This is a genomic window from Williamsoniiplasma lucivorax ATCC 49196 (genome assembly GCF_000518285.1).
Taxonomy (GTDB): Bacteria; Bacillota_I; Bacilli_A; order Mycoplasmatales; family Mycoplasmataceae; genus Williamsoniiplasma; species Williamsoniiplasma lucivorax.
The window spans coordinates 54,384-70,562 of sequence record NZ_JADH01000004.1 but is presented as its reverse complement, the minus strand read 5'-3'; the positions used below and the strand labels follow the sequence as shown (position 1 = coordinate 70,562).

13 protein-coding genes and 1 tRNA gene are annotated in these 16,179 nt (G+C 30.5%); all 14 read left to right on the top strand.

Annotated elements, in window-relative coordinates; all coding sequences use genetic code 4:
* The first annotated feature begins 29 nt into the window (after nt 1–29).
* The 14 genes from P695_RS0102030 (at nt 30) to P695_RS0101965 (ending at nt 16,172) form a co-directional block, all read left to right on the top strand.
* On the top strand, nt 30–1,013 hold the full coding sequence (locus P695_RS0102030) for an IS30 family transposase (protein ID WP_028126623.1): 984 nt from the start codon (nt 30–32) through the stop codon (nt 1,011–1,013).
* Between the two features lie 139 nt (nt 1,014–1,152).
* The gene (locus P695_RS0102025) at nt 1,153–1,866 is read left to right on the top strand and encodes an RsmE family RNA methyltransferase (RefSeq protein ID WP_028126622.1); all 714 of its coding nucleotides are present in this window, start codon (nt 1,153–1,155) and stop codon (nt 1,864–1,866) included.
* A gap of 454 nt (nt 1,867–2,320) precedes the next feature.
* Complete coding sequence (locus P695_RS0102020; protein ID WP_035026261.1) at nt 2,321–3,187, top strand: energy-coupling factor transporter ATPase; 867 nt, start codon at nt 2,321–2,323, stop codon at nt 3,185–3,187.
* Between the two features lie 32 nt (nt 3,188–3,219).
* Nucleotides 3,220–4,140, top strand: a complete 921-nt coding sequence (locus tag P695_RS0102015) for an energy-coupling factor transporter ATPase (RefSeq protein WP_028126620.1) — start codon at nt 3,220–3,222, stop codon at nt 4,138–4,140.
* Nucleotide 4,141: 1 nt separating this feature from the next.
* Complete coding sequence (locus tag P695_RS0102010) at nt 4,142–5,149, top strand: energy-coupling factor transporter transmembrane component T family protein (RefSeq protein ID WP_028126619.1); 1,008 nt, start codon at nt 4,142–4,144, stop codon at nt 5,147–5,149.
* A gap of 1 nt (nt 5,150) precedes the next feature.
* Complete coding sequence (gene truA / locus P695_RS0102005; RefSeq protein WP_028126618.1) at nt 5,151–5,906, top strand: tRNA pseudouridine(38-40) synthase TruA; 756 nt, start codon at nt 5,151–5,153, stop codon at nt 5,904–5,906.
* Nucleotides 5,907–6,096: 190 nt separating this feature from the next.
* Nucleotides 6,097–6,819 carry a hypothetical protein gene (locus P695_RS0102000; RefSeq protein ID WP_028126617.1) on the top strand — a complete coding sequence of 241 codons (723 nt, stop codon included), beginning with the start codon at nt 6,097–6,099 and terminating at the stop codon, nt 6,817–6,819.
* A 23-nt stretch (nt 6,820–6,842) separates the two neighbouring features.
* Nucleotides 6,843–11,102 (top strand): ABC transporter permease, encoded by a 4,260-nt coding sequence (locus tag P695_RS0101995; RefSeq protein WP_028126616.1) that lies wholly within the window; start codon nt 6,843–6,845, stop codon nt 11,100–11,102.
* Nucleotides 11,103–11,391: 289 nt separating this feature from the next.
* Nucleotides 11,392–11,847, top strand: coding sequence for a 50S ribosomal protein L13 (gene rplM, locus P695_RS0101990; protein WP_028126615.1), 456 nt, complete (start codon nt 11,392–11,394; stop codon nt 11,845–11,847).
* Nucleotides 11,847–12,245, top strand: coding sequence for a 30S ribosomal protein S9 (gene rpsI, locus P695_RS0101985; protein WP_028126614.1), 399 nt, complete (start codon nt 11,847–11,849; stop codon nt 12,243–12,245). The genes rplM and rpsI overlap by 1 nt, the downstream gene beginning before the upstream one ends.
* 171 nt (nt 12,246–12,416) lie before the next feature.
* Entirely contained in the window at nt 12,417–12,770 is a 354-nt protein-coding gene (locus P695_RS0101980) for a hypothetical protein (RefSeq protein ID WP_028126613.1), read from the top strand.
* Nucleotides 12,771–13,014: 244 nt separating this feature from the next.
* A tRNA-Ile gene (locus tag P695_RS0101975) sits at nt 13,015–13,091 on the top strand.
* A gap of 80 nt (nt 13,092–13,171) precedes the next feature.
* Entirely contained in the window at nt 13,172–14,890 is a 1,719-nt protein-coding gene (locus tag P695_RS0101970) for an MATE family efflux transporter (protein WP_028126612.1), read from the top strand.
* Between the two features lie 139 nt (nt 14,891–15,029).
* The gene (locus tag P695_RS0101965) at nt 15,030–16,172 is read left to right on the top strand and encodes a hypothetical protein (protein ID WP_028126611.1); all 1,143 of its coding nucleotides are present in this window, start codon (nt 15,030–15,032) and stop codon (nt 16,170–16,172) included.
* Nucleotides 16,173–16,179: the final 7 nt, after the last annotated feature.

Here is a 16,179-nt window from a genome sequence, read left to right as displayed (position 1 = left end):
CCCCTACGTTCAAAGCACCAGGAGTATTCATGAATAATTATAAACAACTTTCTGACAGAGAAAGATATTTGATAGAACAATATATTAATGTTGATAAAATAGGAATCAACCAAATTGCATTAAAACTAAATAGGAATAAATCTACTATTTCTAGAGAAATCAAAAGGAATTCAATTAACATAAAATATGAATCCCATGCAGCAATATTTAATGCTAAAAATAAAGAACTGATGAAGCATAATTTTACTATGAGTAAATATAGGGAATTTGTGATCTTTTTTGAAGACAATTTTGATAAAAAATATCTTGGTGTTTCAGTGTGTATTGCAATAGCTCAAAAACAAGGTATTAAAACTCCCACAAGTAGAACTTTATACAATTGAATTAATAATTCTTGTTTGGATATCAAACCTAATGATTTATTGCGTAGTAGACAGATATTTTTTCGCAAAAAACATGCTATCCCGAGTGTTTTTCATCAAATACCTAAAGATGCTATACCAATTAATTTTAGACCAAGTAGCATTAATCAACGACTTGATGAAGGGCATTATGAAATAGATTTAATCATCTCTAGTCAGGCAAGAAACACTGGTTTATTAACATTAGTTGATCGAAAAACACGTATGGGTTATTCAACAAAAATATACAACAAATACATGTCACATATTAATGAAAAATTAGAATATTTAATTTACAAATATCATTTAAAAATTAAGTCAATAACTAAAGACAATGGGAGGGAATTCAACTTATTATTTAAGTTAAAAGAGCAACATTGTTTTGCACTTTACACTTGCAACATTTATGCTTCTTGCGAAAAGGGAACAAATGAAAATTTTAATGGTTTAATTAGACGTAGATTTCCTAAAGGAACAAATTTTTCAAATGTTTCTGAAGAAGAAGTACAATTAGTTGTAGAACAAATAAATAAAATGCCTCGAGCTATTCTTGGATGAAAATCATCACAAGAATTGATTGAGACATCTATTTATGAAGTGTTGCACTTATAATTTCAATTGATATAACCAACAAAAAGGTTAAATTTATTTTTCTCAATCCACAATTTTAAAATCCACATTTTGATTATTTAAATAATCAATACATTTTTAGAATAAAACAATTAATATTAATAAGGAAAGTGAGGATTATATGCATTATTATTTTGTCAATGAAATAACTAACAATAACTTCATTTTAAAAAATGAAAACTTCAAACATGCAGCCAATGTCGTGAAATTAAAAGTTGGAGAAGAAATTGTTTGTAATTATCATGAACAATCTTTCTTATGTGAGATTGTCCTGATTGCCACCGACCATTTAATTGCCCAGCAATTAAAACAATTACCATCAACTGAAGCCCCAATTAAAACAATTGCCATTCTTGGGATAATTAGAGAACAAAAGTGAGACTTTGTTTTGCAAAAATTAACCGAACTAGGTGTTCATGCCATTGTCCCAACAATCTTTAAAAGATCGGTTGTCAAAGTTGAACCAAAAGCTATTGAAAAAAAAATACTACGTTGAACCAAAATTTGTGAAGATGCCGCTGAACAATCACATCGTAGTGTGGTGCCAATTATTCATAAACCAATTATTAATTTACAAGAATTGGAGCAATACAAATCTGAATTAAATTTAGTTTTATGAGAAGATGCACACCAAAAACCATTGAAATCAACACTAAATAGTCAATTTCGTTCCCTATCTTTTATTGTCGGACCAGAAGGTGGTATTGAACAAAAAGAGATTGAAATATTGGCGACGCTTGGATTTGAAACTGTCAGTTTAGGACAAAGAATTTTACGAGCAGAGACTGCTTCGATTGCTTTACTAAGTGCACTAAACTATGAAAAAGAATGATAAAAAAACTAACTTTTTAGTTTTTTTCATAAATTCCTTATTTATAAAAAGTATAAATTAGTATAAACTATAAATAAAACAAAATAGAAAGAATTTTTTGGAGGAAAATATGCAATTAAAAGAATTTAAGAAAAATAAACTAACCGAACATGATATTGAATTATATCGTACAGAATTAAATGAATTATATAAGAAAAAAACATTAGATAATGATCAACTTTTTATTGCAAAAACCCAATTGTTAAATAATGAAATTAGTAAAGAAACTTTCAAAACAATGAAAGCTGAAAATACTAGAATTGCCAAAGAATTTACCACCAGTTTAAAAACTACAAAATTTAAAGATAATTTAAAAAATGCCATGAATGTTGTGAAAAGCACACGTGCTGAAAATCAAGATTATATTGAAGCTAATGAAGAATTAAATTATGCTAAACAACTTTATGAAGAATTTAGATTGATTGTTAAAGAAAAAGGACGTTCAGCCAAAATTTTAAAACTTAGTGATTATGCGATTGAAATTGATCATTTAAATTTCCGCTACAACGCAGAATTCCCCTTAGCTTTAAAAGATGTCAGTTTTAAAATTAATCATGGTGAATATATCGCTGTAATTGGACATAATGGCAGTGGTAAATCAACACTTTCTAAAATTTTAATTGGGGTGTTAACTCCAGAAAAAGGAATTGTCAAATTATTTGGGAATGTGATGAATTCGCAAAATATTGACCAAATTCGTCAATTTCTAGGGATTGTTTTCCAAAATCCTGATAACCAATTTATTGGTTCAACCGTTCGTGCTGATATTGCTTTTGGCTTGGAAAACAAAAGAGTGGAACCAAAAGAGATGCCACGTATTATTGAAGAATCAGCTAAAAAAGTGCGCATGGAAAACTTCTTAGATAACGAACCATTAAATCTTTCTGGTGGTCAAAAACAACGTGTGGCAATTGCAAGTACTTTAGCCTTAAATCCAGATATTTTAATTTTTGATGAAGCAACTTCAATGCTTGATCCAAAAGGAAAACGTGAAATTAAAGAAATTATGGTTGAATTGAGAAATCAAGGAAATAAAACTATTCTTTCAATTACTCATGATATGGATGAAATCTTGAATGCTGACAAAGTCTTGGTCATGAACAATGGGGAATTAATCAGATATGGGACTCCTAAAGAAGTGATTGATGAAGAAGGCTTTTTAGAATCAATTCACTTAGGAATTCCTTTTATTGCCCAAGTGGAAAAAGAATTAAAAAAAGCTGGATTTAAAATCAACAAAACAAATGATATGGATAACTTGGTGAAACAATTATGGAAAAATTAACAAGCAACGAAAAACAACTGCAAAAGCAGTATATGAATGAAATCAAACTTGATCGTAAAAATAAAAAAGAATTTGATTATTCTGGAGATATTATTCTTGATGATGTCTCTTATACATATTCAAGAAAAACACCTTTTGAGTTCCGCGCTTTAGATAATGCCACCATTGCTATTGATAAAGGTAAAATAACTTGTGTGATTGGGACAACTGGGAGTGGTAAATCAACTTTAATTCAATTAACTAATGGTTTAATTATTACTGAAACAGGGCGTACTAGAATTGGTGATTACCAAATTCCGGCAGCTACTAAAAAAATCAAAGAAGTTAAAAAATTACGAAGAGAAATTGGTTTAGTTTTCCAATTTCCCGAATACCAACTTTTTCAAGATACTGTAGAAAAGGATATTTCTTTTGGACCAATTAATTTAGGTGGGAACAAAGAAGAAGCAATTAAAGCAGTCCCAGAATTATTAAAAACCGTGGATTTACCTGTCGAATTTATTAAACGTTCGCCATTTGAATTATCAGGAGGGCAAAAACGCAGAGTTGCTATTGCTGGAATTGTGGCGATGAATGGGAACACTTTAGTTTTAGATGAACCAACTGGTGGATTGGATCCTCAAGGTGAAGAAGACTTTATGAATCTTTTTTTAGGTCTGAATAAAAACCAAGGGAAAAGAATTATTATGGTCACTCATAATATGGATCAAGTTTTAAGATTAGCTGATGAAGTCATTGTGATGAATAAAGGTAAAGTCATTGATAAAGGCACACCATTTGAAGTGTTTGCTGATCATGAATTATTAAAACAAATTGAAATTGAACCACCAAAAATTTATCAATTAATTTATAAATTAAAAGCACAAGGTTTAGATTTAACTGGTTTTGCTATCAGAGATATCGATGACTTTGTCAAAGCATATTCAACAACTATGAAAAAAAAGGAGGGCTAAAATGAGATTAACGTTCGGAAGATATATACCAACCAACTCAATCATCCATAAAATGGATCCAAGATTTAAATTTGTGATGATTATCTGTTTAATTGTGGCTGTTTTTATGCCAATTGGTTATACAGGATACTTATTTTTAACAGCAACTGTTGTTTTACTTTTTGCTATTTCTAAACTAAGTTGAAGAATGATGCTCAAATTGTTTGCACCTGTGACATTCATTTTTATTGTGATTTTGCTAATCAACACCTTCTTAATGCATCCAGCTTCTGATAATTTGGACTTGATTGCCAAAAACCCGCAAATTTGAAAAGACTTTAGTTATAATGCTACGACTGGTGTTGGTTTTATTGGACCTAATTTTAAAGATATGATTTCAGCTGACCCCAACCTTGAAAAAGCAATTAATAGCCTAATTCCGTTAGGACACTTTTGACATTGAAAATTTATTTGATTAAGTGAGAAAGCAGTGTATTCGGCTTTATTAATGGGTTGAAGAATTTATTTAATGATTACTTTAACAACTGTTCTAACCGGAACAACCCAACCATTAGAATTAACTTTAGCCATTGAAGACTTATTATGACCTCTAAAATGAATTGGTGTGCCAGTTTATGTTTTCTCAATCATTATTTCAATTGCTTTAAGAATGATTCCAACTTTAATTGATGAAGCAGGAAGAATTATGAAAGCCCAAGCCAGTCGTGGAATTGACTTTAAAAATGGAAAGTTCCGTGATAAGGTCAAAGGTTTAACGTCACTAATTATTCCACTCTTAGTTTCTTCTTTCCAAAAAGCAGAAGATTTATCTTATGCGATGGAAGCTCGTGGATATGATCCCAAAGCAAAAAGAACAAGATTTATCCAATTTAAATTCCGCTGAGCAGACATTATTATTTTTTCAGTTGGAATCCTCTTGTTTGTTGGTGCCATTGTTTATGCTAATTTAGCCCCAACTTCAGGTACTTTCTTACATATTCCTTATATTGATCAATTAATTACTTACTAATATGGCATGTAAACTTTTATTATCTTTAAGCTATGATGGGACTAATTATGCTGGTTGGGTCATCCAAAACAATGCCCCAACAATTCAAGCAGCACTCAATAAAGCGATTAAACTAATTACTAAGAATAGTAACTTTAAAACTTTAGGAGCATCAAAAACTGATGCTGGTGTGCATGCTTTGGACCAAAAAGTTTTATTAACTGTCGATTTTCAAATTACTGATTTAACTAAATTTCAAAAGGCATTAAATAAAACTTTGCCCCCAGATATTCACGTTAATGCCATTGCCCATGTTGATCAGAATTTTGTTTTAAGAGAACAAATTCTAATCAAAGAGTATGTCTATGTGATTAATGACCAGCAATTTGATTTACACCACCATCGTTATGAATTGGCCTGAAAATTTGGTATCTTGGATTTAGACAAAATTAATCAAATTGCCCAACTTTTTGTTGGTCAACATGAATTTAAATTATTTTCAGGTTTAAAAACAAATGAATATCTTGATTTTCAAACCAGAAGAACAATTGACAGTATTACAGTGACAAGGGTTGCTGGTAAAGTTGTAATGAACTTTCAAGCTAGTGGTTTTATTCGCTACCAAATTAGAATGATTGTGGGAGCCATTTTAAACAACTATCAAAATAAAAAAATTACGACAATGCAAATTCAAGAAAAATTGCAGGGAGTCGGGCAAAAAGCCACAACTGTCATCAATTCATCGGGTTTAACTTTAAGAAAAATTTATTTAAAATAAATTGTGCTATGATTTTTCTAAGGCGACATACAATGTCACTTAGGAAAATTCTATCTCATTAAACTTTTGGATAAGCTTAATTGTGATAAGGAACTTTGATTCGATAGAACCTTTCTACTTGTCGTCTTAAACCACTAATGTAGTGGTTTTTTATTTTTTACATAGTAAAATATGATTAGTGAGGTATGACATGAATAAGAAAAAAATGTTTAATATTTTGATCAAAGTTTATCTACTAACATTTTTTTTGATGGTCCTTCATACATTTGTACCTAAATCAACAGATGTCGTGCAATTTATTTTATTTGATTTTAAATATATTAATTTTGCCTTCACTATTTTATCTTCACTTTTTGCTGCCTTTGTTTTATTTAATTTAATTGGGATGTATAAAACATTACGTGATAAAAAAACTATTAAAATTTCTAAAAGTGCTTATTGTGCTTTTGCTATTTGAGTCACATCCTTAATGATGCAAATTACTGTTTTTAGTTTATTTGTGCAAACCCAATTAGGAGTTTTTGATAATATCTTCGTCAATGTTACAATCGTGAAACAAGAAATTGTGAACTTCTTATTATGATTTCAATCTTTTATCACTCTAGCACTTGTGATTTGTTCAATTGCAAGCGTTATCTTGTTATTCATTTTGATTAAAATTTATAAAACTTTATTAATCCAAAGTGAAGAAATTTCTTCTTTAAGATTGTGATTTACCACTTTTTATAGAAATATTTATCGTAAACAAGCTACCTACAATTTTCTTGGCAAAATTAAAGATGTGCTGATTCAAATTATTTTCTTGTTTTGGATTTACAATCAAAAACAAGAACTTACAATTAATGCGATTCATTCCACCCAATTAAAAAATATTAAAAAGGGGACCACTCCACCATCTTTTCTTTTTAATTAAAAAATAGAAATGAGAGGAAAGATATGGGAAAGTCACTAAGACTAACATTTAAGAATTCATTCAAAAATGCCTTTGCTTCAAAATCTCAATTATTTGGTTTAATTACTTTGATTGCGTTGTTATCATTGATTCTTTCAATGATTTCAGCCATTTCAACAAGAGTGTTGAACCAATATGAAACTTTGAAACAAAGCTCAAATCAGCATAACGTTGTGATGCAATTAAACCCTTTTGAAAAAGTTAAAACAAGTCCAAAAACTCAACTAGCAAGTGAGGTTGGCAAACCCCCAACCAATATTGTTGATGCTCAACAATATTGGTTGGAAGAATACAATAAAACTTTGGATAACGGTAGTCAATTTAATTGATCTCGAACAGAAGCTCGTGAATTCACACAAGTGTTTTATAAAGATGGCTTAATTACATTAAAAGCAATCGCGAAAACAACAAACAACGACAATGGTTCAAATGAAGTTGATCGATTAGTCATAAGTCAAGGTAACAAATTGTCTTATAACGGATTGAACCAAGCAGTACTAGATCCTGGTTTTGCTGAAGCCAATGGCATTGAAATTGGTAGCATAATCAGATTACAAAAAGATAATTTAGGTAATCGTTTTTTAGTAACAGATAATAATAATGCTGGTATGACACCAGAACAAAAAGAAGATATTGCAAAAATTAGAGAAGAAGGTTTATTTAAAACCGATGGACTATTTTTGAACTCAGCATATAAAAACTATAATTGATTACAAGTAGTTGGTTATGGAAGTTCTGCTGATTTCATTATGCCTATTTTAAACGCTAATTTACCAATGCCCAACCGTGAGAATCAAGCATTGGTTTATGTTAATCCAATTAACTTTGGTTTACACAAAAACACAGTGACCAACAAGTGAGAATTTAAACCAAATGATGCTAAATTAGTGGTCACTTCCAATAATGAATGAGAAGCATTTTATTCAATTAAAGCTCCAGCTAATTTTGGTATTAATGCAGCTAACACCTGATTTAATATCAATGCTCTTGGTGAAGAGCATAATATGAGAAAACTCTTCTATTCAATTAATGATAAAAGTTATCCTTTTATTAAAAGAACATCAACAGTCGAAACAACTATTCTAATTTATAGTTTAGTGGCGACAATTGTTTTGATACTGATTTTAGTGGTTTCCCTTTATACAATGGGTTTAATTACTAAAAAACAAATTGAAAAAGCTCGTGCTCAAATTGGAATTATGAAAGCGTTAGGATATCGTAAAAGAGATATTATTTTAAACTTTACGATTTTGCCTTTTATGACCTCTGTTTTTGGGGGAATTTTAGGATACTTCATCGCCCAAGGGATTCAAGTCACTATCATTGCTGAAATTAGAAATTATTTTTCAATGCCATTAGCTGATTGATCATTTGATGCCATTGGTTTAGGAATTTCCATTCTAGCAATGTGAATGGCTTTAACTGCGATTGCTTTCTTAATCGCTTACTTAATTTTAAGAAAAAGTGCTTTAAACTTAATTCAAGCCAATAAACAACCAAATGTCAAAAAATACATTAAGTTCTTAAAAGCAGTCAATCATAAAAAAAGTATTTCTGCTCGTATGGGAAATGCTTTATTTATTGACTCAATTGGGAAAATGTTTGCTGTTGGGGGAGTGGTTTTACTTTCAACAGTGCTCTTAACTGGTGGTTTTGCATCAGCTGATATTTTAAATCGCAATCGAACAAAAGCGTTTGAAGGCATGAATTACAACCAACTAGTTGAATTTCAACAACCAACATATAACAACCCATTTTCATTTATGAAAACATTTAATAAAAATGCTGAAGTGGATTTTGGTAAATTTGAAAACATGAAAATGGAATGAACTAAAAATGGTAGTGACAAATACACAACAGTGTTAAAAACAGGGTTGGATGTTACCGGAGATAAAGAAGGTGGATCATATGATGTGGATAAAATTATTGATAAAATTAAAAACAATAATTTAAATTCTGATTATTATAGCATTGCATTAAAAACATTTAAAGATGGTAAAGTTCTTCCATATCCAAATGCTGATTTTATCACTAGAGCCAACATGAGAATGTTGGCTGCAAATGATATTGCTTTATCGACAAACTATTTTAAATATATAGCATCTCTTGCAACTAGACCTGATAAGATGGATTTATTTGAGGGAATCATTTTCAGCCAATTATTAGCTGAATGGCCTTCATATATTAACTTTAAAAAACATGTTGATGAAAACCAAAACAATCCAAAAGAGTTTTTGAAAGCAATGTTAAATTTTTATAATTTTTATTCAAACTCAATCGGATTAACAATTTCTAATCAATATAGCACTGCTGTTTTACCTCGAAATGAAAATGATATACCAACAGATGAAACAAGAATTAAATTTTTTAATAGCCAAACACTAGAAACTAAACATGGTTGAAATAATTTTAAAACTCAACATGTTTATGGTTGGGATAACATAACAGCCAAAAACCTTGAAAAGGATATGTTTGTATCTGATGGCAAACGCACTTCAGACATTGGTAAAAATAGAATTTATTTTGATCAAGAAAAACCAACAGATGATTTACTAACATTAAACGTAGATAAGTTAGATGATGGGGATCCAAGAATTAATCAGTATATAGCAGCACTTGAATTATGATTTATCATTTATTTTTCAAATAGAAGTGATACAACCATTCTTCAAGCTACCTACTCTCGTGCTCCATATTTTGTTCAACAAACATTAAAAGAAAAATATGAAAAACAAGAAGCTTTTACAACAGCATTCAATTTAGTTTCTTTTGATCCACAAAGCGAATATTTAGGAACAATGTTTCAAGCAATTGCACATAATGGACTTAAATTCAAAGTTTATGGTATCAAAGGAGATAATCCATTTATGAAATTAAGATCTATTAATGGTGATAATTTAAATAACAAATTATCAAATCCTTCTCCATTGCATAATCCGTATGGTATTGTGATAAATCAATCTCTTGCTAAAAAACTAAATTTAAAAGAGGGTTCAATAATTGACCAATCATCAGTATTAAGAGAAACACTTAGATTACAAAACAACACTGAACTTACAATGCAAAACTGAAGAGATGGAACAGACATTAAACGAAGAGATGCTGATGTTGCTGCTGGACCAATACCAAAACCAGGTACTGGAGAAATAATCCCCCCTGAACAAGGTTTTGTGCAAACCTCATTACTAGACATTGCATGAAATGCCACAGCTAAAGTTAATGGTGTAAAAAATCCTTATGAATTAGCAAGCATTAAACCTACCCCCCCTTTAGGTATTCCGACTTGAAATGAAAATAGTATTTTAAATCATTATATCCAAGGGGGTTTGACAAATAATTTGGAAAAATTTGATTTAACCCCATTAAAAGTGGTAGGGATTCATGATGGATATGGTCAACCAACTGCTTGAATTAATAATGATGATGCAAATTCAGTTATGCAATATAATGATGCTCGAGATTTCTTGTTTGACAAATATTTCAAAATTCAATGAGGAAATGATATTGCTACTATAATTGGTAATAAAATTGCTGATTTAAACATGGCACCAACAACTGTTGAGGGATTCATAACAGAAAATAAAAAAATCGGTATTGATGTGACCCCAATTGTTGAAGTCTTTGATAACTCACACCCAATCTTTAATTATAAATATTCAAATGACCCTGGAATTGCCGATTTAGACAAACTCGTAAGTACAAATACGATGTTTGGTGATTACTCGCCAACTGCGATGAATGGTGATGATAAACGTGATGGAATTGGACGTGGCTCAATTGCTTATGTCTTACCAATATCAACTGCTAAAGCTTTATTAAATCAATTATCAAATGTGATCTTTGGCATAATGTTGCTGTTAATCATGGTAATTATTGCGATGACTATTATTATCATTACTTTAACAACGAGTGTGATTATTCGTGATAATGCACGTTTCATCGCCACTTTAAAAGTTCTCGGATATAGCAATGCTTATATTTGTAAATCAATTCTGGGAATGTATATGGCGATGATTGCTTCAATGTTAGTCGTTGGATTTATGACTGGATTTGCTATCTTCTATGCGATTGTTCAATTTATCTCGACAACAACAACGTTTGTCTTACCATTTGCATTTGTAATTTGATTACCATTTGCTGTTGTCTTTATTATCTTGGTTTTATACGCGATTACCATCGGTTTTGGTTTTAGAAATATTACTAAACTAAATGCAACACACCTATTACAAAATCAAGATCTATAACACTAAAATCAAAACTGCACAGTTTTGATTTTTTTGTGGCATTGATCGTTAATAATTAATAAATTTGCTCTGCAATTTTCAACTTGAATGATGAAAATTGCGAAGCCAAAACGCTAGCATAAAATCTAAAATTGAATGATTTTGCTCACTTGCTAACGTTTTATGGTTAAATATATCAATGAGTGAGCAAAATATTGCAAGATTCTTTAACACAATTTTAAAAAATCATTTATAATATTAATTGCTTACTACACTATTGACCCCGGACAAGTCAAGGAGAACCAAGCACATGAAACAAACAACACTTATTTCTGCAAAGGACATCAAAAAGAATTGATATATTGTCGATGCAGAAGGACAAACAGTGGGGCGTTTATCAACTCAAGTAGCATTGCTATTAAGAGGTAAACATAAAGTAACTTTTACCCCTCACATCAATAACGGAGATCACGTTATTGTAATTAACGCTGAGAAAGCAATTTTTACAGGTAAAAAAGAAACTGATAAAAATTACTACCATCACTCAATGCACCCAGGTGGATTAAGAAGAAGAAATGTGGCAACACAACGCGAATTAGATGCAACTAAAATTTTAGAGCGTGCAATTCGTTTAATGTTACCAAAAAACGTGCAAGGAGCTAACCAATTTAGAGCTTTACACGTTATTAAAGGTTCAGAACACCCATATGCAGCCCAAAAACCTGAAGTTTATGTAGTTAATACAAGAAAAGGAGAAAATAAATAATGGCAGATAGTAAAGTTATTTATCGTGGAACAGGAAGAAGAAAAACTTCTGTTGCCCAAGTTATCCTAACTCCAGGTAAAGGAAACATTATGGTCAATGATCAACCTGCCTTAGAATTTTTCCCATATGCAACTTTAGTGCAAGACATGGAACAAGCTTTAGTGGCGACTGGAACTCAAAAAGATTTTGATATTACAGTTAAAGTTAAAGGTGGTGGATTCACTGGACAAGCTGGAGCAGCTCGTTTAGGAATTGCTAGAGCTTTATTAGAAGCTAGTGAAGACTACCGTAAACAATTAAGAGCAGCTGGGTTGTTAACTCGTGATGCACGTATTAAAGAACGTAAAAAATACGGACTACGTGGAGCACGTCGCGCACCTCAATACTCAAAACGTTAATTTCAAAAAGAAACCGCAGTGCGGTTTCTTTTTTTGTTGTTCGAAACCAACCCTACATCTTAGTTAGTTTAAAAAACTTTTGTTACACGATGCTTTTTTGTATAATCAAAAAGCGAAATTAAATAATTATGAAATTTTGACTAAAAAATTAAAAAAGAAAGGAATAAAAAAATGTTAGCATTTGCCATTATTGGTTCGTTGATTGGTTTTACACTTTCAATTTGATTTATTGTCGTTGTCATCACTAAATTAAATAATATGCAAAAACAATTAAACAAAATAACCAAAACCTTGAATAATGAAGCTGATTGAGATGAGTTAGCATACTTGGTATCTAAAGGATTGGAGCTTGTTGAACAGACCCAAACTTCTGAAAAAGTTGTCCAACTTCAAAAAATGATTGCTGTTGCCCAAAAAATGATCAATTCAAAACCTGCCCTAGATAAACAACCAGAAATTAATGATCTTGGAGTGAAACTTGAAGAATTATTAAGTCATTTTTATGCTCAACAAGCAAACGGATAGAAAAACAATTTGTCAAGAACAATAAAAAAGTGAAATTTTTCACTTTTTTATTTGCAATTTTTCTACCTAATGAAGAGTCGCTTGAGCATTTAAGCAAATTTTACTTTTATCTTAAAAAGGGCATTATTGCATTTTAATTGGTCAATCAGTTAGAGTAATGTGACTTAATCAAGGTTTATTTGTGTTTTTGTGGTAATAAAGACTTGATATTTTTCACCTTTTACAATAGAATTAAAAAGTCTTTCGGAATATAGCTCAGCTGGTTAGAGCACTCCGCTGATAACGGAGAGGTCGTTGGTTCAAGTCCAATTATTCCGACCATTGAAAAAAACAAAGCACACAACGTGCTTTTTTTGTGTATAATTCCATAATGAAGGGTATTAAAAGGTAAAAAATTAAAAATGCAAGAATTAAAAACAACTAAAAATAAAACATCTCGATTATTTACTAAACATCAATGATATAAAGCTGCCATTTTAATTATTATCTGAGCAATTTTGCAAGAAATGATTATGGCATCAAGTGATATTATTGATAATATTTTCGTTAACTTCTTACATGAAGATCACGTTGATGGTTTGAAAGATTTAAGACATTTTATTCAAATAAATTGGGTGGATGGAGTAAAAAACCCCGAATGACTAAATCAAGCAAATATTAGTCTTAATTATTTTGGTGATAAATTAATGTATGATGCCGGACAAATCGCTGTTAATGGTGTCACTGCATCTAACCAATTATATGTCATCATGTTTGTTTCTATTTCAGGATTTTGTTATGGTTGTGGAGTTTACTCATCACAATATTTTGGGTCTGGTGATCACGAAAAATTAAGAAAAGTAACCACTATTAAAATTTATGTTGTTTTTGCCATCACTTCTTTATTTGCCATCTTTGCCATTCCAGGGATTATTGATGGTTTGATTGGCTTTACAACCCAACCAACACCAGCCTCTTGACAAGATGGAACGCCAGTCACTCAAAATAATGTCAAACAATTATTTGATTATATTCAATATCGTGCTGCTGTCTTGTCCACTCAACAAGGAATTCAATACTATCAAATTATTGGACCAACTTATATTTTATTCACCATTAACGAAGTAGCGATTACTACATTAAGAGAAACCAAACGTGTATTTTACGCTTTCTGAATGTCAATTATCTCACTAGCTGCTAATGTTGTGATGAATGTATTTTTAACTTCACCAACTTTCTTAGGAAACTTCCACGGGTTGGGAGTGCAAGGAACTGCACTAGCAACTGTGCTTGGACGTGTATTACAAACCTTATTTATCATTGGTCTTTTAAGTTGAAAAAGATTTGAATTTATTCCTCATTGGTCATCATTTAAAGTTGAAAAACCAATTTTGATGAAAACGATGCATAAAGCAGCACCGTTGCTATTCAACGAAATTCTCTTTTCAGTTGGGTTAATGATTCAAGTGAAACTAAGAGGTTCTTACTCATTGGATGCTTTAACTGCCAATGCAATGTTTGCCACAATTACGGGTGTGATTTTTTCACCACTCTATCATGGCATTAATGCCGGAATCACGACCTTTGTTGGTAATGATCTCGGGGCGAATAAAATTGAGCAAGCCAAACAAAATTCTAAACATTTAATTTTTATTGGACTTGTCATTGCCTTGCTTGCTGGAGCATTGCTTGCTGGATTATCATTCGTGATTCCGGGAGTATTGTTTTCTAACTCGGTAGCTGAAGCCCAAAGAATTGCTATTTGAATGATCTTCATTTATAGTTTGTTTTATATTTTTGTGATGACTTCAAATATTTTCTATTCTGTCTTGCGAGCTGGAGGAAAAGTCTGGTGATCATTGGCGATTGATTCGATCTTTACTTGAACCATCACAATTCCAGTTTTAGCAATTTTGATTTCCTTAAATGGTAGTGGTATTATGCCATTAGATATTATTTATATTCATTTAATTGTTTGTAGTTTAGAAGTGTTTAAAGTGTTCATTGGCTTTATGTTCTATAAAAAAGGAAACTGAGCACAAAACCTAACCATTGACCAAGAAAGTGAAAAAAATAATTGATTAAAATTATTCACAGCTAAAGTGAAAAAACCAATCAAGAAAAAAACAATTAAAAACTAAAAAGTTAATTTCTTAACAAGGATAACTTTCTAGTTTTTTTGTATAAATATGGAAATTATTTATCTCTTTTTTGGAAAATTTATTCTACTAAATATATGTTACTTTGTGTTTTAATAATTTTGTAAAGCGAGGTAAAAAAATGTTTAAATCTTTACTATTATGCAGTTCTGTTTTAACTGTATCTCCAACAATGAATATTGTTGTACAAAAAACACAAAACAAAAATGAAAACCCATCACTTTTTACATTACAAAATGATGCTAAAATAAGTAATTTATCACAAAATGAAAGAAAAAATAATGTAGAATATCGTTTATATTTGGATTCAACAAACGACACATTATCACCCGAAGATAATAAAATTGATTATAACTTGGGTTATTTAGCTAAAGATAAGTGATATGACGTAGAGTTACCATTAATTCAATATAATTTTAGTGATTTTGCCACAAATAATAAATATGAATTAATTTCTAAAATTGGTTCTAAAATTGAATTGAAATATTACTATGCATTTAATATGTGAGATTCTAAATTAGGTTGAAGATATAGTGAAGGGAAAAATGTGCCATTAAAATGAACAACCTCTGACATATCTTTAAGACCTGAAGAACACACAGAACAAGTGCAATATGAAATGTCTGGTACAGACACTGAAGCTGGAAGAATTGAGGTTCAACAAAAATGGGATTCGTCTGGTTTGAAAATAAATGTAAAAATGGGTGTTTGATATCATTGAGCTTGGGGTAGCATATATAATCATGCAACTTTAACAAAGTTTAGTTTGGATAAAATTGAAGGAAATAATTCAAATATTAATTTGGATAATAAAACTGAACCAGTATTTGCCAATATGCCATTATCAATAGGAACTCATTATATTTCATTAGATTCCTTATTTGATAAAGCAAGAAATATTTTTGAAGACAAAATTAAGAATTCTTGAAAAATGGTTGCACCAACATTAGTTTCTTATACAGTTTCAGGTTTTTGTAATAGTGGTAACCAAAGCATTTATGCAACCATAAATGCTTTGAACTACTCATATTTGTTAAATGATATTTCGTTAACAATGATTTCTGGAAGTTTATTAAATGGGAAAATAGTTTTGGAAAATAGTCAAGTTGGTTCGCAAATTCGTAGTTCATTATATTATAAAAATATTAATAATGCACTATATTTTATGGGGCAAGCTTCATCAAAAAGAATTTCAGGATGTAACAATATCTCACTTATTGGACTTGAGAGTATAAATTACATATATATGAGCAATTCAATTTAGGAGAACG